Consider the following 19424-nt stretch of genomic DNA (forward strand, 5'->3'; position numbering starts at 1 on the left):
GGCGAGAGGTCGTCAGCGCCCGCCGAACGTCCAGGACTCGATGTCGCGGTACCGGATCGGTCCGGGGCCACGGCCGAAGTCGCTGCCGACCAGATGGAGCCGCCCGGCCCGCCAGTGGCTTCCGGAGAACCCGGCGAGTCCCGCCGCCACCTCCACCACGCTGGACGGATCGTCGCGGCGGGCGCGGGCCAGGGTCAGATGGGGGCGCAGCGGCCGGTCCTCGAAGGGGACACCGCACTCCTGGACCACGGCGCGGACACCGGCGGCGAGCGCGTGCAGTCCTTCGAGGTCCCCGTCGATCCCGCTCCACAGCACCCGCCCGTCGAAGTGCCCGCCGCCCCGTAGCGCCAGCTCGACGGGGCGGCGCGAGGCCGAGAGATCCGCGAGCGGCGGCCGGAGGAGTGGCACGGTGCCCACCGGGAGCTCTCCGAGGAACGCCAGGGTGATGTGCCAGTCCTCGATGCGGTTCCAGCGCATGCGGGGGTACGCGTCGTACGCGGGGCCCAGTGCCCGCTCCAGTTCGTGCTTCGCGTCGTCGGGCGGGGCGAGCGCGATGAACACGCGGACGGTCGCCGCCCGGTCCCGGTCGTCCCCACCGGGCTCCGTCCGCTGCCCGCGCGCCTGAGTCATGTCCCGTTCCTCGCTCGCCGTCACACCGTCACACCGTCCCACCCGCACGCGCGCGGCCGCACCGTCTCGGGTACGCGCGCCCGCGTCAGCTCCCATACCGACACCGACACCGATACCCGCATGCGCACCGGCGCCCGCGCCCATCCCGACACCGGCGCCCGCGTCCGCCGACCTGGGCTTTTCCCGTGGCTCCCGGTTCCGCTGTGAGGGTACGCGGCATCCGAGCCGTTCCCACGGCCGGGGGACACCCGCCTCACCGGGCCGAGGGCGATGCTCGGCGGGCGCTGCCCGGGGCGGTCACGTAGGGTCGTGGTGCCGCTACGCGGATCGACCGATCAGAGGTGCGCGATGACAGGACAGTTCGAGACGACGTTCGAGATCGACAGGCCGGTCGAGGACGTGTTCGCCTACCTCGCCGACGGGCGCAACGACCCCCAGTTCAGCCCCCGGGTGCTCGGGATCGAGCGGGTCCCCGACACCCCGACCGCCGTGGGCACCGTCTTCCGGAGCACCGTCAAGGACGCCGGGATGAAGACCGGCAGGGAGATCCGCGTCACGGCGCTGCAGGCGCCGGTGAAGCTCCGGTGGGCCGAGGTGTCCAAGAACCTCGTGACGGCCCGCGAGGGCGGCTACGACCTGGAGCCGCTCGCCGACGGCAGGACCAGGGTCCGCTTCCACAACACGCTGGAGGGCCACGGCGTCGGCAAGCTCCTCGTCGGCCTGGCGCTCTCGGCCGCCCGCAAGGACGCCGAGGGTTTCGGCTCCCGCATCAAGGCGGCGGCCGAGACGGCGATCGCCGCCCGCTGAGGCCGGCCGGTCGCCTCCTCCGTGAGCCCGGTCGCCCCCGCTGAGGCCGAGCGGCGCTACGCGCCGTTGGAGCCGTCACCGTCGGGCGGGTGTCGTACGGGCTCGATGCGCGGTCGTGGCGGCGGGCCGCTGAAGCGGACCGGGACGCCGGGGGAGTAGAGCACGCTCACGGGCGGGCCGAGGGGCCCGTCCAGGCCGGCGGCGGCCAGGAGGGACTCGTCGCAGGCGAGGAGCCGGGCGCGGTGCAGTGGCCAGCGGGGGTGGGTGTTCGGAAGGTACAGCGATCGCCCGAGGAACGAGCTGTGCATGCCCCAGCGGGCGGTCAGGAAGTGTTCCAGCGCCGTCGGCTCCTCGATCCGCTCGCCGACCTCGACGCTGAGCGCGCTGTGTGCCCCCCGGGGGCCGGGCCACCGCCGTCTGCTGGCGTACGTCACGGTGGAGCCGTCGCTCCGGATGCTCATCCGCGACCAGACGTAGGGCAGCCCGAACGCCCACCGGCCCACGGTCACGGGGATCAGGCGGGACGCGTCGAGGGAGCGGAAGACGACACCGCGGCGCCCGTGGGCGTCCACGGAGTAGAGCCGGACGTTGGTCTCGGGGAAGGTGCCGAGGTAGGGCAGGCCGGGAAGACGGAACCAGCCGACCCGGTGCATCCGGAAGGCGACGAGACCCACGTACGTGACCCCCTCGTGGAGGTCGGGGACGGTGCCGGTGGGCAGGAGCGGGGCCACGGCGGCGGGATCCACGGCCCAGTGGACGAACGCGAGGTCGAGCCACGACTGGGTGAGCAGGGTGCGGTCCGTGCGGTGCGGTGGGTCGGCCGATACCGGTTCGGGCTGCACAGCGGGCGGCGTCTGCGACATCTCTGCATTATCCGGCATCGGGACGCGCGAGTGGCCCCCACGGCTGTGGGGGCCACTCGTTGCGTTGCTCACCGGGCCGCCCGACGGCACGGATGCCGGGTCGGACGGAGGTGCCGTGCGACTACGGGGTCACGCCCACCTTGAGCAGCTTGTTCGCGGTGCCGGACGCGGGGTTCTTGATGGCGTCCGCGGTGGCCGCCCCCGTCAGCGCGGCGGCCGTGGCGGCCGGTGTCGCCGCCGGATTGGCGGACAGGTACAGGACCGCGGCCCCCGCCACGTGCGGGCTGGCCATCGACGTACCGGAGATCGTCTTGACCCCGGTGTCGCTGTCGTTCCAGGCCGAGGTGATGTCCGAGCCGGGGGCGTACAGGTCGACCACCGCGCCGAAGTTCGAGAAGCTCGACTGCTCGTCGTCCTTGGTGCTGGACGCCACGGTGAGCGCCTCGGGCACCCGGGACGGCGAGCCCTGGCCGGCGTCGGAGGACTCGTTGCCGGCCGCCACCGCGAAGGTCACGCCGGAGGAGATCGCCCGCTTGACCGCCGCGTCCAGCGCCTCGTCGGCGCCGCCGCCGAGGCTCATGTTCGCCACGGAGGGCCCGGAGTGGTTCTGGGTGACCCAGTCGATGCCCGCCACGACCTGTTCGGTGGTGCCGGAGCCGTTGTCGTCGAGGACGCGTACGGCGACGACCTTGGCCTTCTTGGCGACTCCGTGGGCCGTGCCGGCGATGGTGCCGGCCACGTGGGTGCCGTGGCCGTTGCCGTCGTCGGCGGTGTCGTCGTTGTCCACGGCGTCGAAGCCGTGGGCCGCGCGGCCGCCGAAGTCCTGGTGCGAGATCCGGACGCCGGTGTCGATGACGTACGCGGTCACGCCCTCACCGCCGTTGTCCGGGTAGGTGTACTTCTGGTCGCCCGCCGTCACGGCCTGGTCGATCCGGTCCAGACCCCAGGACGGGGGCTGCTCCTGCGTCTCGTTGATGCGGAAGCGCTTGTTCTGTACGACCGTCCCGACGGCGGGGTCGGCCGCGAGCCGCTTGGCCTCCTCGACGGACAGGCCGGACGCGGAGAACCCGTTGACCTTCGAGCCGTAGGCGCGCTCGAGGGTGCCGCCGTACTTCTTCGCGAGGTCCGCCTTGTTCGCGGATGCGTCGAGGATGACGACGAAGCTGCCGGACACGGCGCCCGGGGCGCCCAGTCCGTGCACGGTGCCTTCGGCGGGGGCGGCCGCGCCGGCGAGGTTGCCCGCCAGCAGTACGGCCGCGGCCGCGGCTGCGGTACCAGTGGCTATGGCCGCGTTCCGAAGTCCGTGGGATCGCTTGTGAGTTGCCATGAAGGTGGTTCTCTCCTCGTGTTGACGTGTGGGGCGTCAAACGTTCGAGACAAACCCTGTGCGGGTTGGCAGGAGCAAATCAATAGGGAACCAGGGGTAAGGGCTTATTCAACAAGGTTTCTTAAAGTCCTCTCCGCATCGTCTCCACGCCGCACACGTCTTCTCGCCAAGTCCTGCGGGAAATGGTCACGTTCCGGCGTTCGCGCCGTCACCGCCCTCGGTGGGCCCGGGCGGGGGAAACCCGTCGAGATCGCCCTCCTCCGTCGCCAGGGCGTGACCCAGGAGGTGCAGCGGGCCCGCTTCGATGCCCGCCGCCTCCATCACCCGCCAGTGCGCCAGCGCGATCCCCGCGTCCACCAGTCCGTGGACCAGGGGGAGTTCCGGGCGGGCGGCGCGGAGCAGGGACTCCAGACGGCACGACGCGACCGTGCCGGGGAGCCACGAGCGCGCCGCGTACCCCGCGGCGGCGGCCGGCGGGAGGCCGGGAGCCGTCCGGCGTTCCACCGCCCCGACGGACAGCAGGCCGCCCCCGACGAGCAGGACGTCACGCCGCTCCCGCATCCGGGTCAGGGCCTCGGTGGTGTCGAAGCAGTGCGGGAACGAGTCGTCGACGACGATCGTGCCCGGCCGGAGCCCCGCCACGTCGAGCACCGCACCGCCCCCGCTGACGGCCGTGACGATGAGACCCGCCTCGTACGCGGCGGCGGGCAGGGCCGGACCCGAGGCGTGGACCTCCACGTTCCGGGCCAGGCCTCGGGCCACCAGGTCCTCGCCCAGACTCCGCAGCCGTGCCGCACTCCCCGCAACGTCGCAGAGGAGCAGCCGGGCGGGCGGCTCGTCCGCCGTCGTCAGGAGCAGTTCGAGGGAGGAACTGCCGATGGATCCCAGGCCGGCCACGGCCACGACGAGGCCGCCGAGTTCCCGGCCGGTCCGGGTGAGCGCGGCGTGGACGGTCTTGACGACGGACACCGCCGTCGCCGCGTGCCCGGTCGTGAGCGCCGTCGCGGTACCGGTACCGGTGTCCGTGTCGGCGGGCGGATCTGCGGTGATGCCGGCGGAGGCGCCGGCGTCCATCTCGCGCAGGACGCCGAAGCCGTACGCCGTGAGGGAGGGGATCATGCCCGCGAGCGAGACGCAGCGCGCACCCAGGGCCGACGCGTAGGCGACGGCTCCGGCCGTCCGGTCGGCCAGGTCGGGCGTCGACGCGAGCTCGTCGGCGAACAGGGGAAGGCAGACGAACCCGGACCGGCCGAGCGGGGTGCTGATCTCCTCCACGAGGCGGGGGCGCCCGTCCGGGAAGAGCAGCCGCCGGAGGTGCTCGCGAGAGGCCGCCTCGGCCACCGGCCCCCCGAGCGGGACGAGTTGACCGGGCGGCGGCAGGTACCCCACGAGCGCGGAGTCCAGGACGCCCCCGTCCGCCGCCCCGGCCAGCTCCTTCCGCAAGGCGTCGGCGAACGCGTCGAAGGCCGCCGCGTCGGGGAAGGCGGCGATGGACGCGCGCAGGGTCACCCTCACCTCTCCCGCGCCGACCGGCCGCACCGCGAGGAACGTGTCCGTACCCACCGGAGGCGGCGCGAGGACGGCGTCGCCGTCGTCCCACCGCACGCTCAGCGTCTCGCCGCTCATCGGACCGAGGGCCGAGAAGTCCAGGAAGGTGAAGAAGAACTGGGCGGCCACCGGCAGCCCGAGCTCCCCCGACGGTGCCCGCACCCCGTGCGTACGGGCCGCCTCGACCTCGTCGACCACCGCGCGCAGGTCCTCGGCGAACGTACGGACCGTCGGGTCCCCGCCGGGCGGCGGACCGGGCCGAAGCGGTACGGCGGCGGCGTACGGGCCGAACACCCGGTGGGTGTCGGGCTGGGCGTCGTCCCGGCCGGAGACGGCGAGACCGATGATCAGATCCCGCTGCTCCGTCGTCGCGGCCAGCGCCCGGTAGTACGCCGTGAGGACCGGGGCGAAGAGTGTCGAGCCCGCCACCGTGGCGATCCTGCGCAGGGCCGCGACCTGGTTCTCCTCCAGGGTGAACCCGGCGGAGTGGTACGGAGGCGCCGCCGGGTCCGTGCCGGACGCCCGGGCGCCGGACGGGGGCCCGAGGACGGGGCGGCGATAGGGCGCGTCGATCCGCGCCCGGGCGCCGCTCTCGCACGCCACGCGCTCCTGAAGGGCCACGTGATCGCGGAACGTGCCTCTCAGCGGCGGGAGTTCGGCCGGCTCGCCCCGTACGACACGGTCGTAGGCGGAGAGGAGCTCCCGGCCGAGCAGCGCCACGCTGTAACCGTCGCCGATCAGATGGTGGGCGTGCACGAGGAGCGCGTGCTCGTCGGGTCCCAGGGTGAGCAGCCGCAGACGGAGCAGCGGCCACGCCCACGGCTCGAAGCGCCGCTCCCGTTCCTCGGCGACCCGGGACGCGAGAAGGCCGGGATCGGCGAGGGTCTCGAAATCGACCGGGAGACGCAGGGACGGCGGAAGCTCCTGCTGCACCGGCGGCCGCATCCCGGCGGGGAAGACGGTCCGCAGCATCGGATGGCGTACGACGCAGGCGTCGACGGCCCGCTGGAACGCCTCGGGCCGCAGGGGCCCGTCCACCCGCAGACACGCGAGCCACGCCGTGTCCGAACCGGGGGCCATGGCCTCCGCGAGCAGGAAGCCGCGCTGGGAGGGCGTGAGGGGGAAGGGGGCGGGCCCGTGGATGCCCTCGCCTTCACGGGGCGTGGACCGGGTGTCGAGAGGCTCCTCGTCCGTGCCCGCGCGGTCGATGGCCGCGGCGAGGGCGCCCAGGGTGCGATGGCTGTAGACGGCCGTGGGCCTCGGCAGCGACAGGGCGGGGATCTCCTCCCGCAGGCGGGCGAACACCTGGAGGACGAGCAGGGAGTCGCCGCCGAGCGCGAAGAAGTCGTCCTCGCGCCGGACCTGCTCCGTGTCGAGGAGCTCGGACCAGACGCGGGCGAGCAGGAGCTCGGTCGGTGTCACCGGACGCGTTCCCGGAGAGGCCGGCTCGGAAGCGGCCACGCGGCTGGGACCGGGACCGGACGGGGGGCCGGAGACGGGGGCGGACACGGAGGCGGGCGCGGGCGCGGTGAGCCGGGCACGGTCGATCTTCCCCGTCCCGGTCAGGGGGAGTTCGTCGACGAGGCGGATCCGCGCGGGGAGCATGTACTCCGGGAGCGACCGCGCCAGATGGGCCCGCAGAGCCGTGGAGTCCGGCGCCGCGACTCCCGGCCGGCACTCGACGAAGGCGCTCAGCCGTTCGTCACGGTGCACCACGGCGGCCCGCGCGACCGCCGGATGCGTCAGGAGCGCCGACTCGATCTCGCCGGGCTCCACCCGGTGCCCGCGGATCTTCACCTGGTCGTCGAGGCGCCCGAGGAACTCCAGCACGCCGTCGGCGTCACGCCGGACCCGGTCGCCGCTGCGGTACCAGCGGCGCCCCTCCCGCACGGTGAACGCGGCGGCGGTCAGCTCGGGCGCGTGCAGATAGCCGGGGGTGAGTCCCACGCCGGAGATGAGGAGTTCGCCCGGCTCTCCCGGCGGGCAACTCCTCCCGTCCGCCGCCACCACGTCGACCTCCGTGCCGGTGAGCGGAGTGCCGATGGGCAGGGCCCGTACGTCGTCGGCGGGGCGGCTGTCGACGATGTGGAACGTGGCGTTGATGGTGGCCTCGGTCGGCCCGTACAGGTTCGCGATCCGGTGTCCGGGCCCGAACAGGTCGTACCAGCGGCGTACATGGGCGGGCGGCAGCGCCTCGCCGCCGACGTGGATCCAGCGCAGGGCCGACAGGTCCGGCGTGGGCCCGCCGTCCCGCACCCGGGTCTCCGCGGCCTCCAGGAGCCGGGACCACAGGCTCGGGACCGAACTCCACACCGAGACGCGCGCCTGCTCGACCCGGTCGAGCAGCGCGTCGGGGTCACGGAGCAGCCGCCGCGGCAGGGTGACCACCGTGGCGCCGACGAGCAGGGGCGCCAGGATCTGGCGTACCGACGCGTCGAAGCACACCGACGCCGTCTGGGCGAGCCGGTCGCCTTCGCCGTAACGGAACGTGGCCAGCGCCCAGTCGAGGTAGTTGGTCATCGAACGACGCGTGATCGGCACCGCCTTGGGGCGCCCGGTGGAGCCGGAGGTGAAGATCACGTACGCGAGGGAGTCGGGTCCGGCGCCGGGTATCGCCACCTCGGCACGGCCGGAGGACGGCAGGCCCGGCGGCTCCGGCCACGGTGCGGACGGCGACGCGGATCCGGGCTCGGATTTCCCCGCGGACCACGGCTCGGGCGAGGGGACGTCGGCCGCGACGAGCGTGAGGTCCGCGGCCGTGGCGAGTCTCGTCGCCGCCTCCCGGGTCGCCGCATGGCAGACGAGAGCACGGGCGCGGGACCGCTCCAGCTGGTCGGCCAGGCGCGCCGGGGGATGGGCGGCGTCCAGCGGCACCCAGCCCGCACCGGCCCGCAGGATGCCGACCACACCCACCACGGTGTCGGCGCCCGGTGCCGTCAGCAGCCCCACCAGGTCGCCCGGCACCACGCCCCGGGTCCGCAGTCGGGCGGCCAGCGCGCCCGACGCCCGATCCAGGTCGGCGTAGGTGAGGACGCCGTCCCCCGTGTCGACGGCCACCACGTCCGGCGTCGCCCGGAACTGGGCGCGGAGGCGGTCGACGATGTCGGGGCGGACGCCCGAGGGACCGCCGAGGGGGACCGGGACGGTCGACCGCCCGGCGGGTACGGGGGAGGCGGCGGCTTCCGTGAGTCCGGCGGGTACGGGGGAGGCGGCGGCCTCTGGGAGTCCGGTGGGTACGGAGGCGGCGGCTTCGCCGAGTCCGGCGGCGGCCTCCGAGAGCCCCGCGGCGGCGACGAGTTCGGTGAGGTGCTCGCGCGCGAGCCGCGCGATCGTGGTCCGGTGGAACAACCGGGCGGGGAAGTTCCACGAGAAGGCCAGGGCCCCCTCGGACTCCCAGCAGAGCAGGCTCAGCCGGGTGGCCGCCGAGGCCGTCCCCGCCGAGATGGGACGGACCCCCACCGGGCAGTCGGAGGCGAGGGAGACCGGGAACCGGGCGAAGCTGAACGACGCCGGTGAGGCCGTACGCGGTCCCGCCCCGTCCGGAGGAAGGAGCCGGGCGAGATCCGGACTAGTGATCCGCCCGTGGCGCTCGCTCTCGGGCCACGCGTCGCGCAGCCGTGCCGCGAGGGTGTACACCGAGTCGTCGGGGCCGACGTGGACGGGGACCGGCAGGGTGTCGGCGAGCGGCCCCACCAGCCGGTCGATGCCGGGCAGCCGGGTCTCGCGGCGGGCCCGAGCCACGTTGACGGACACCTCCTCCCGGCCTCCGCTCCACCGGGACAGGCAGCGCGCGTACGCCGCGAGGAGCAGGTGGAACAGCGACACGCCGTGTGCCGCGGCCACCTCGCGCAGCGCGGCCGACAGTTCGGGATCGGGGCTCACCTGGTGGGAGAGGAGCGGGGGTTCGGGCAGGCTCAGCGGATCACCGTCGTACGGCAGCGGGAGCGGTTCGCCCCTCCGGGCGAGCACCTCGCGCCAGTACGCCCGGTCCTCGGCGAGCACCGCCTCGGACCGCTCGGTCCGTTCGTGCGCCGCGTACGTGGCGAAGTGGGCAGGGGGTGGCGGCAGTTCCGGGGAGCGCCCCTGCGACAGGGCCGTGTAGAGGGCCCAGAGTTCCTCGCCGAGCACGTTCAGGCTGTAGCCGTCGGCGACGGCGTGATGCACGACGAGCACGAGTCGGGCGACGCCCGCGACCGCGGAACGGACCAGCACCGCTCGGATCGGGGCCTCGGAGGTGAGGTCGAACGGACGGTTGCACAGGGCCTCTTCGAGCCGCGCCGTCTCCCCGCCGAGGTCATCGGCGGGGTCGGCGCGGCCGACGGTGTCGCGTGCGCCGGCCGGGTCAGCGGGATCGGTACGGCGCGCACCGGCCAGGTCGTGGACCTCGTACCAGTCGGGAAGCGCGTCGTGGCCGCCGGGCGGGACCGAGGCCTGCGTGGGCTCCGCTTGCCCCGGGCGGGTCAGGAACCGGATGCGGAGCATCGCGTGGCGGTCGGCCAGCAGGCCCAGCGCCCTCCCGAGCAGGTCGGGGTCGAGCGGGCCTCGGACGTCCTGCGTCACGTACCCGTAGGCCGCGACGTCCGGGTGCAGCCCGCCCTGGGCGTGGAAGGCGAGCTGGACCGGCGTCAGGGCGAAGTGAACACCGTCGTCGGTCGCCCGTTCCGCACCGGGGACGTGGGTGGTGACGGCGACGGCACGGTCCTCGGAGCCGCCCAGCTGACGGGCGAGTTCCCCCAGGGTCCGGTGCTCGAAGAACAGGGTGATGGGAAGGTCGCGATCGAGCTCCTTCTCCAGCCGCTTGACGAGATCGACGGCCATGAGCGAGTCCAGCCCCAGGCCCAGCAGCGGCACGTCGTCACCGAGGTCCTCCGGGGACACGCCGAGCGTCTCGGACAGCAGCCGCCGCAGGACCTCCGCCAGAGCGGGTGTGCCCTCGGCGCGCACACCACCCACTTCCCCGACGGGTGCGCCGTGGGGGTCGGAGGACGCTGCGGGTGGACGCGGCCCGTCGGTACGACGCACGGGCTCGGTGTACGGATCAGTGGTCGGTACGACGACGCCGGCGGGTGTACGACCGGTGGCGGCCGGCCGCGGATCGGCGACCATCAGATGGGCGGCGTCGGTCCCACAGGCGGCGTGCAGAGCCTCCAGCGCCTCGGCGGTCGCCAGCGGCGCGGGCCCGCGGGCGGCACCGAGGCCCAGGGCGGGCGCACCCGTCGAGGCGAGGAGCCCCGTCTCCGCGAACGCGGCGAAGTTCACCGCCTGCCACGGCCGTCCGGCCGCGCGCTCGGCGGCGGCGAAGGCGTCGAGGTAGGCGTTGGCGGCGGCGTAGTCGCCGACGGCCCCGGCCAGCCCCGGGAGCACGGAGGCGACGGAGGAGAACGCCAGGCAGAGGGCGGGGCGCAGGCCGTGCCGGTGGAGCCCGCGCGCGAGCAGATGGGTGCCCCGCGTCTTGGCCGCCAGGACCTCGGCCACCTCCCCGGGCGTCTTGGCCCGCAGGGTGCCGGGCCGGACCACCCCGGCCGCGTGGATCAGCACGTCGAGCCGGGGAAGACCCGCCAGCAGCGCGTCCACGTCGCCCGCGCGCGCCACGTCGGCGGAGCGGTACTCCACGGTGGCGCCGAGCGAGCGGAGCTCGGGGAGCAGCCCGGCGGGGGGCTCGGCCGAACGACCCGTCAGCACCAGGGTCGGCCGGCCCCGTCCCGCGAGAACGCGGGCCAGCGCCGCGCCCACCCCGCCGGCGCCGCCGGTGATCAGATACACGCCGTCGCCCGGCAGCGCCCCCCGGGGCCCGGGCTCCGTGGCGACCGGCTCGACGGTCCGGCCCAGACGTCGCCCGGCCCGCCAGGCGATGGCGGTCGCGGGCCGGACCGCGCCCCCGTCCGCCGGCGCCGTAACCGGACGGGCGGCGAGTTCGTGGTGGAGCGCGTCGAGCCTCGTGTCGACCCCGTCCAAGGAGGACAGGTCGACGCTGTGGGCCGCGACTCCGGGCACCTCCTCGGGCAGCGCCAGGGCCAGCCCGGTCAGGACCGCCTGGGTGGGGCAGGGCCGCTCGGGTCCGGCGCCGGTGACATGGACGTCCTCGGTGACGACGAGCACGCGGGGCCGGTGGCTGACGAGGTGCGGCAGCAGGTCCTGGAGGTGGGCCACGAGGGCCCGGTGCGCCGTGTCGAGCGCGGCGGCGCTGTCCGTCTCCACGGTCGGACCGGCGAGCAGCACGACGACGTCGGGGCCGGACATGGCGGAGGACGGAGCGAGGGCACCGGGGCCGGGCAGGGCGGCGGGCAGGGCGGCGGCGTCGGGGCCGGGCAGGGCGGCGGGCAGGGCGGCGGCGTCGGGGCCGGGTGTGGCGTCGGGCAGGGCGGCGGCGTCGGAACAGGGTGTGCCGTCGGGGCCGGGTGCGCCGTCGGGCAGCACTCCGGTCTCGGAGCCGGACATGTCGTGGGTCCCGGCGAGGGCCCCACGGTCCGCCGTCGTCCCGCGGTCCGGCACGGCCCCGACCCGCCCGACCGTGACCCCCCGCTCCGTCAGCCGCGCCGCGAACGCGCGGCCCAGCGGCGAGTCGGGCCCCGCCAGCAGGACGGAACGCGGCCCGGAGCCGACGGTCAGCGGGGCGTCGTCCCACCCGAACCGGTGCAGCAGCGGCCGGGGCCGGGGAGCGGCGGCGGGCCAGTAGCGACGCCGCTGGAAGGGGTACGTCGGTACGGCGACCCGGGATCGCCCGGCATCCAACGACGTCCGGTCCAGGGGCACGCCCCGCTGCCAGAGCGCGCCCACGGTCTCCATCAGACCCCGCGCGCCGTCCCGGTGGCCGGCCGCGAGCGCGACCGCGCCCGCTCCGCGCGCGTGCGCCGCCACGACGGAGCGCACGGGGCCGCGCAGGGAGGTGGAGCCCAGCTCGACGAACGTGTCGAACCCCTCGCCGATCAGCCGGTCCACGGCCGCGCCGAACCGTACGGGCCGCCGCGCGTGGTCCCGCAGATAGGCGGGGTCGAGGTCCGGTCGCCACGCGGCGGTGACCGTACTGATCAGCGGCGTCGACGACGGCCGGAGCACGAGCGCCCCCGCGGCGTCGGCGAGCGGACCGAGGGCCGGTTCCACCAGGGGCGAGTGGAAGGCCCGGGACACTCCGAGGCGGCGGGCGGCGATGCCCCGGGCGGTGAGCTCGGCGACGGCGCGCCCGACAGCCGACTCCGTACCCGCCAGGACGACCTGCTCGGGACCGTTGACCGCGGCCACGCTCAGCGCGCCCCGGGCTTCGGCCACCAGGGCGGCCACCGTCTCCTCGGCGCCGCGCACGGCCGCCATGGCACCCGGGGCGCACAGTTCCGCCATCAGCCGGCCACGCTCGGCGGCGAACCGCACGGCGTCGCCGAGCGAGAGCGTCCCCGCGACGCACGCGGCGGCGATCTCGCCCACGCTGTGACCGGCGACCGCGTCCGGCGTGACCCCCCACGCCCGCAACTGGCGGGCGAGCGCGACCCCGTACGCGACGAGGAGAGGCTGGGCGAGATCGGTCCCGGCGCGCATGTCGGGCGACACGTCGGGGTCGAGGCACCAGGCGGCGAGGGTGCGCCCGCCGATGACCCCCGCGTGACCGGACGCCTCTTCGAGCGCCTCCCGGAACGCGGGCGCGTGGGCGTGGAGCGCGCGGGCCTGTCCGTCGGGCAGTACACCCTGCCCGGGAAGCAGGAAGACCAGACGCGCCCGAGACACCACGGGGGCCGCTGGCGCAGGAGCCTTCCGGTCGCGCACGGCGTCGAGCCGCTCGACGAGACGGGCGAGTCCGCTGCGGACGAGGGGGCTGTGCAGGGGGCCGCCATCGGCGAGGCCGCTCTCGTCGTCGAGGAGATCGTCGCCGTCGACGGCGAGGGCGAGGCGATGGGGTCCCTCGTCACGCGCCCCGGCCACGGCGGCGCACACATCGCCCACGTCGAGACCGGGATGGTCCCGCAGATGGTCCGCGAGCGCCGCGGCGGCGGCGCGCAGCCCGTCCGCCCCGTCCGTCCCCGTGCCTCGCGCCGACAGGGTGAGCAGACGGGGGCCGCTCGACCGGGCCCGACGCGGCTCGGTCCGCGCCGGCGCCTCCTCCAGTACGGCATGGGCGTTGGTGCCGCCGAAGCCGAACGCGTTGACCCCCGCGACCAGTGGGCCGGGTGCCGCCCACTCCCGTACCTCGTCCACCAGGGCGAAGCCGCGACCCGCCAGGTCGAGCGCGGGAGCGGCACCCGGTGCGGGCCCGATCCCCGGGCCCTGCCCGGGGACGGCCCGGAGCGGCGACGGTGGCAGCCGCCGGTGACCGAGCGCGAGGACCACCTTCACCAGGCTCGGCATTCCGGCGGCGTTGAGCAGATGTCCGACGTTGGTCTTGACCGAACCGAGCAGCCGCGGGTGCCCGTCGGAGCGTGGCGGAAAGGCGTGCGCGAGCGAACGGACCTCGACGGGGTCGCCGACCGGCGTACCCGTGCCGTGCGCCTCGACGTACGACACGCTGTCGGGGTCGACGCCCGCGTCGCGGTACGCCCGCGTGATGACCTCACGCTGCGTCAGGGGATTGGGTGCCATCAGGCTCAGTGAGCGGCCGTCGTTGTTCACGGCCGTGCCCCGGAGCACCGCGAGCACCGGATCCCCCGCCCGCTCCGCCTCCTCCAGACGGGTCAGGACGATCGCCGCGCCGCCCTCCCCGGGAACGAAACCGTCGGCCGCCGCTCCGAAGGCGTGACAGCGCCCGGTGGGGGACAGCGCCTTCGCCTTCTCCAGGAGCGCGTACCCCGTCGGCGTCAGATTCAGGTGTACGCCGCCGACGACCGCGATGTCGCACTCACCGGCCTGGAGGCTGCGCCGTGCCAGGTGCAGCGCGACCAGCGCCGACGAACACGCGGTGTCGACCGCGAGCGCGGGACCGGTCAGGTCCAGACAGTGCGCGACGCGGGCGGCGAGCATGTTCGGCAGGTTCCCGGTCAGTGCCGAAGCGGGCAACTCCTGGCCGTCATAGGCCTGTTCGAGGACGCGGCGATAGCCGCTGTCACCGGCGGCGACGAAGACGCCCACCCGCCGTCCCCGCCGGCGTGGGCCCGCGTGACCGGCCCGTTCCAGGGCCTCGTGCACGAGTTCCAGGAGGATGCGCGCCTGGGGGTCGGCCGACCGGGCCTCCTCCTCGCCGATACCGAAGAACCCCGCGTCGAAACCGGCCGGGTCATCCAGGAACGCGCCCCGGCGACCGTCACCGTCCGCCGGGTCCGCCCACCGTCCGTCGGGCACGCCGGTGACGGCGTCGTAGCCTTCGAGAAGCCGCTCCCAGAACGCCTCGGGGGTATCGGCCCCCGGAAAACGACAGGCGAGGGCGGAGACGGCGACGACGGGCGCGGCGTCGGCCCGGGCCGGCTCCGGCGCGGAAACGTGCGCCCGCGCATCGTGACGGCCGGAGCCGGCAGCGCCGACGAAGCTCCCGGTGTTCCCGGTGTTCCGGGTGCTCCCCGTGTGCCCCGCGTTCTCGGCGGACTCGGCGGTCTCGGCGGTCTCGGCGGCGAGAAGGAGCCCGGCGAGCGCCGCCACCGTCGTGTGGTCGCGTATCTCGGACGGGCGCAGCGTCACCCCGAACTCGTCCTCCAGGCCGGCCAGTACCTCCATCGCCTTGAGGGACGACCCGCCGAGCGCGCGGAAGTCGTCGTCCGGCCCTATCGCCTCGACCGGCAGCGCGAGTACGCGCCCCCAGACGCGGACCACGACCGCCTCGACGTCCTGACGTGCCCGGGGCGCGGCCGACGACGCGTCGTCCCGGCGCCGCACCGCGGGGAACCCGTCCCGTGCCCCCGCCGGAGCCCCACCCCGCTGTCCCCGCGAGGAGTCGCCGTCCCCCTGTCCCCGCGAGGAGTCGCCGTCCCCCTGTCCCGGCAGCGAGCCGCCGCCCCGCCGCTGTCCGGGCAGGGTGCCGTCGCCCCGCTGTCCCGGCAACGAGCCGCCGCCCCGAGCGACCACCCCCGTCGCCCCCCGCCCGGCGATCTCCGGATACTCCCCGCCCTCGAAGCGTTCGCGCAGCACCCCGCGCCGTATCTTCCCGCTGGTCGTACGCGGGAACGCCCGTACGGGAACGGCCAACACCCTGACGTCGTCGTGGCCCAACGCCTCACGGACCCGCCCCGCGACCGCCCGCAGCAGGCCCGGGAGCGTGGCGGACGACAGCGTCGCGGGCGCGGGCGCGACGAAGACCACCACCCGCTCGCCCCCGTCCGCCGGATCGGTGGAGCCGACCACGGCGACCGGGCCGCGACCGAGCCCCGGCGTGCCCCCGGCCACCTCCTCGAGATCCGCCGCGTGGAACGTCCGGCCGTCGACGAAGACGACGTCCTTGGACCGTCCGGTCACACAGAGCCGTCCCTCGCGCAGGAAACCCACATCACCCGTGCGCAGCCAGCCGTCGACGAACGCGTCCGCCGTGGCCTGCGGGGCGCGGTGGTAGCCACGGGCCAGCTGCGGCCCGCGGACCTCGATGTGGCCGACGCGGCGTTCCTCCACGCGGGCACCCGCGTCGTCGGTGATCCGCACGACGCACCCGGGCACGGGCCTGCCCACGTCCATCAACTCCACCGCTTCCGGACCGGGAGAGGTGTCCACGGCCCACCCGCGACCGAGCGCGGCCCGGTCCAGGGCGAGCGGCCGGGCCACCTCGCCGGGCGGGGGGAAGGTGACGGCGAGGGTCGCCTCGGCGAGGCCGTACACCGGCTGTGGCGCTTCCGCCGCGAGCCCCGTGGGCCGCATGCGCCGGACGAAGGCCCCCCACACCGCCGGGGAGATCGGTTCCGCGCCCACCAGGATCATCCGTACACACGTGAGGTCGAGGCGGGCGAGCGCGTCCTCCGGTACGCGCCGCTCGACGAGCGCCAGGGCGAAGTTGGCCGCCGAGAGCAGGGTCGCCCGGTGCCGCGCCGCCGCCTCCAGCCACCGCGCGGGCCGCTTGGCGAAGGTCAGGGGCTCCACGCGGACCTGCTGGATCCGCGCGGACAGCGGGACGAGGTGGGTGCCGATCAGGCCCATGTCGTGGAAGTACGGCATCCAGGTGGCCAGGACGTCCGTGGAGGTGATGCCGGCCGCGGCGCGTATCTGGGCCAGATTGGCCAGCACGGCCGCGTGCGTGAGTTCGACCCCCTTGGGCGCTCCCGTACTGCCGGAGGAGAACTGAAGGAACGCCACGTCGTCGGGTGCCCGCTCCGGGAGCGTCCGCGGCGCGGGGTGTTCCCGCAACCCGTCGAGGGTCAGGGAGCGTACGGAGCCGGGCAGGGCGCCGAGCAGCGGCGCGGTGGACGCGCCGACGGCGACCGGCGGCCCGTCGAGGAACTCCCAGACGGGCAGCACCCGCCGTACGTCCGGGGCGAGCGGCACCGGTACGAGTCCGGCGGCGAGGGCGCCCCAGAAGAGCGGCAGGAACTCCTCGCCCCGGTCGGCCGGCAGGACCACGTGACTCCCCGGCGTCAGCCCGGCGTGGAGGAACCCGCCGGCGACGCGCAGCGCGTCGTCGAGCAGCGCACGGTAGGTGACGGTCCGTTCGCCCCCATCACCGCCGCCATCCCGTGCGACGTTCCCGCGTCCGTCCCCGTCACCGGCACCGCCGACGCCATCCCCTGCCCCGGCCCCGCCCCCGGCTCCGTGACCGACACCGTCCCCGGCCCCGTCTCCGCGCGCATGGACGATGCCCCGGCCGGGCGCGGCCTCCGCCGCACCCGCCAGGACATGCCACAACACCGTCTCGCCGTCGCCCCGCATCTGCGCCCCCGTGGATCAGGTACCGGTCGATTCCGGCCCGGTCTGGTCTGCGGTAATGATGACTGATCTTCATCCCACGGACGGCAGGGGCCGACGCCCCCTCCGATGCGCCCTGTCAGGCGGCGATCCGGAGGAAGTCCGCCACGGCGTCGAGGGCGGCGCGCCACGGATACGTCGCCGGGTCTCCCTGCCCGGGCTCATGGGGGACGAAGCCGCCCTCGCCGTACACGACCCTGACCCCGGCGCCCCGGAGCGTCTCGACCGAGCGCGCGAACTGGGGATGGGCGACGAGGGCGGAGTTCACACACGGCATCATCGCCATGGGCACGCCCCTGCCGATGGCCTCGGCCACCACGCCGACGAGCCACTTGTCCGTGATGCCCAGAGCCGACTGGTTCACCGTGTTGAAGGTGGCGGGCGCCACGACGATCGCGTCCGCCCGCGGCCAGAGGTCGGGCTCGCCGGGAAGCCGGTGGTCCCAGCGCACGGGGTGGCCGGTGAGCGCGGCGAGCCCGTCGAGGGAGTGCGCGAGCCAGCGAGCCGCCGTCGGGGTGAGACCGAGGCACACGTCCCAGCCGTCGGCTTGTGCCGCCTCGATGACGCGGGCGACGTCGAAGACGGGCGAGGCGGCGCTGCTGAACAGGTACAGGGTCCGAGAATCCATGGCCCCATCCGATCACAGGGAGGTACCGGGCCCCGCCGGGAGTCGGGGGCGACGGCGCCACGACACCCGCGGCCCGGGCCGCCACGGCGCCCTGACGCGACCACCGCCGGACTCGGAACGCCGGAACGTCCGTCAGGTCCGTCCCCTGCCGCGCCCGGCGGCGGGCCGCTACCGTGATGCCATGGCACGGGAAATCAGGATCGAGATCAGCGACGAGGCGTACGAGGCGCTGGAGCGTGTCGCGGCCGAGAAGCACGTGCCCGCCGAGGACTACGCGGGCCGGGTGCTCGACGCCGACCTGACGCGCACGCGGTTCCTCGAAGGCGCCCGTTCCTTCGTCGCCGAGCACGGCCACGCCTTCGCGGAGCGATTCGATCGCCCCACGAAACACAGCGCCGACGCCGTCTGAGCGGGGCGGGACCCACCGTGCTCCTCCAGATCGACCTGTCCTGGCTGCTTGACGTCGCGCAGCAGGAGATCCCCGGCGACCCCGAGATATCCGACTGGGGATCGCTCGAAGCGGCCCGCGCCCGCCACGTCTTCCGCGTGATGGACATGCCGGTCTACGACCAGCCGCACCACCGTGCCGCCGCGCTCCTGGAACAACTCGTGCGTGTCCCGGCCCTCGAACACTCCAACGAGCTGTACGGGGTGGTCGTCGCGGCGGCCTACCTGCACGCCTCCGGGTACCCGGTCGGTGTGTCGGCGGAGGAGGCCATCGACCTCGTGGAGCGGGTGGCCGAGGGACGCGTCGACGTCCGGGAGGTCGCGGCCGTCCTGCTGGAGTGGACCCGCTGACGGAGGGGACCCGCTCACGCGGGGCAACGGTGGGGGAGCGGTCGCCATGACCGTGGCGCCGGCGGCCGGAGGGAGCGGGGCCAACCCGCCGCCGCGCGGGGTGGTGCCGTGCCCGTTCACGCGTCCGTCGCAGCCCGGCTCCGGCCCTCGGCGGCTCGCCCGCCGCGGCGGCGCCGACGGCACCTCACGTACCGGCCCCGACGCGGCGCGGACGCTGGTTCCAGCCCGCGATCACCGGCAGGCCGTGCTCCTTCGACAGCCGCCCCACGGTCGCCGTCGTGAGGAGGAACAGACGCCCCTCGGACGGCGGAAGGTCCAGATAGCGGGCGGTGAGCACCCGCAGCAGATGAGCGTGGGCCACCACCACACCGTCCTCGTCGGTGTCCGCGAGCGCGGGTGCGACCCGGGCCAGGACACGGTCGGCGCGCCGTCCCACGTCCGCGGCCGACTCCCCGGGCCGCCCGTCCGCGTGCGCGGGCACGCCGTCGCGCCACAGCGACCAGTCCGGCCGGTCCTCGTGGATCTGCGGGGTGGTCAGCCCTTCGTAACCGCCGTAGTCCCACTCGCACAGGTCGTCGTCGTCCACGGCGTCGCCCAGACCGGCCAACTCCGCGGTGCGCCGGGCCCGGCTCGACGGGCTGGTCAGAACGAAGGCGAACGAACGGCCCGCGAAGAACGGGGCCAGCGTGCGGGCCTCGGCCTCGCCGTCCGGCGTGAGGGGGAGATCGGTACGGCCGGTGTGCCGGCCCGTGGCACTCCACCGCGTCTCACCGTGGCGGATCAGGAGGAGGTCACCCATGACCGCACTCCTCCCTTCGTGCCGTGCGTCACTCCTGGAGGTCAGGCCCCACCGTAGCTCCTCGGCACAACGCGCGCCCTCCGCCACTCCACTTCCTCGACGGCCAGCGGGGCGTGCACGCCGTACACGCGCCGACCCGCAGGTCGTCCGGTGTGCGGAGTCACGGCTGATCCTCGATGTGGTGCGGCCCCACGCGACGGGGCGGTCCCACCGGGAGCCGCGGGACGG

General features: G+C 75.1%; 10 protein-coding genes. 4 read left to right on the top strand and 6 right to left on the bottom strand.

The features are described from left to right. Positions 1-12 precede the first annotated feature (12 nt). The gene (thpR, locus tag ACRRSS_RS16865) at positions 13-630 is read right to left on the bottom strand and encodes an RNA 2',3'-cyclic phosphodiesterase (protein ID WP_435971960.1); all 618 of its coding nucleotides are present in this window, start codon (positions 628-630) and stop codon (positions 13-15) included. A 348-nt stretch (positions 631-978) separates the two neighbouring features. On the opposite strand from thpR, the gene ACRRSS_RS16870 reads away from it, so the two are divergent. Continuing rightward, positions 979-1437, top strand: coding sequence for an SRPBCC family protein (locus tag ACRRSS_RS16870; RefSeq protein WP_435971961.1), 459 nt, complete (start codon positions 979-981; stop codon positions 1435-1437). A gap of 56 nt (positions 1438-1493) precedes the next feature. Here the strand turns inward: ACRRSS_RS16870 and ACRRSS_RS16875 are convergent, their stop codons facing one another. The 3 genes from ACRRSS_RS16875 to ACRRSS_RS16885 all read right to left on the bottom strand — a co-directional run bounded on the left by ACRRSS_RS16875 (position 1494) and on the right by ACRRSS_RS16885 (position 16695). Further along, positions 1494-2300, bottom strand: a complete 807-nt coding sequence (locus tag ACRRSS_RS16875; protein WP_435971962.1) for a YqjF family protein — start codon at positions 2298-2300, stop codon at positions 1494-1496. A gap of 121 nt (positions 2301-2421) precedes the next feature. Beyond that, entirely contained in the window at positions 2422-3627 is a 1206-nt protein-coding gene (locus tag ACRRSS_RS16880; protein ID WP_435971963.1) for a S8 family peptidase, read from the bottom strand. 186 nt (positions 3628-3813) lie between these two features. Next, positions 3814-16695 carry an amino acid adenylation domain-containing protein gene (locus tag ACRRSS_RS16885; RefSeq protein WP_435975351.1) on the bottom strand — a complete coding sequence of 4294 codons (12882 nt, stop codon included), beginning with the start codon at positions 16693-16695 and terminating at the stop codon, positions 3814-3816. Between ACRRSS_RS16885 and ACRRSS_RS16890 the strand changes: the two genes are divergently transcribed. Next, the gene (locus ACRRSS_RS16890) at positions 16630-17001 is read left to right on the top strand and encodes a hypothetical protein (protein WP_435975523.1); all 372 of its coding nucleotides are present in this window, start codon (positions 16630-16632) and stop codon (positions 16999-17001) included. The two genes, ACRRSS_RS16885 and ACRRSS_RS16890, sit on opposite strands and share 66 nt — an antisense overlap. Positions 17002-17050: 49 nt before the next feature. Here the strand turns inward: ACRRSS_RS16890 and ACRRSS_RS16895 are convergent, their stop codons facing one another. Next, a complete protein-coding gene (locus ACRRSS_RS16895; protein WP_435971964.1) occupies positions 17051-17599 on the bottom strand; it encodes a flavoprotein in 549 nt (182 codons plus the stop codon). A 181-nt stretch (positions 17600-17780) separates the two neighbouring features. Here ACRRSS_RS16895 and ACRRSS_RS16900 point away from each other — a divergent pair, with 181 nt between their 5' ends. Next, entirely contained in the window at positions 17781-18008 is a 228-nt protein-coding gene (locus ACRRSS_RS16900; protein WP_435971965.1) for a hypothetical protein, read from the top strand. A gap of 17 nt (positions 18009-18025) precedes the next feature. Further along, the gene (locus ACRRSS_RS16905) at positions 18026-18397 is read left to right on the top strand and encodes a fic family toxin-antitoxin system, toxin component (RefSeq protein ID WP_435971966.1); all 372 of its coding nucleotides are present in this window, start codon (positions 18026-18028) and stop codon (positions 18395-18397) included. Between the two features lie 184 nt (positions 18398-18581). Here ACRRSS_RS16905 and ACRRSS_RS16910 read toward each other — a convergent pair whose 3' ends face one another. Beyond that, the gene (locus ACRRSS_RS16910; protein ID WP_435971967.1) at positions 18582-19196 is read right to left on the bottom strand and encodes a histidine phosphatase family protein; all 615 of its coding nucleotides are present in this window, start codon (positions 19194-19196) and stop codon (positions 18582-18584) included. Between the last annotated feature and the right edge of the window lie 228 nt (positions 19197-19424).

This window comes from Streptomyces sp. Qhu_M48 (genome assembly GCF_051305195.1).
Classification (GTDB): Bacteria; Actinomycetota; Actinomycetes; order Streptomycetales; family Streptomycetaceae; genus Streptomyces.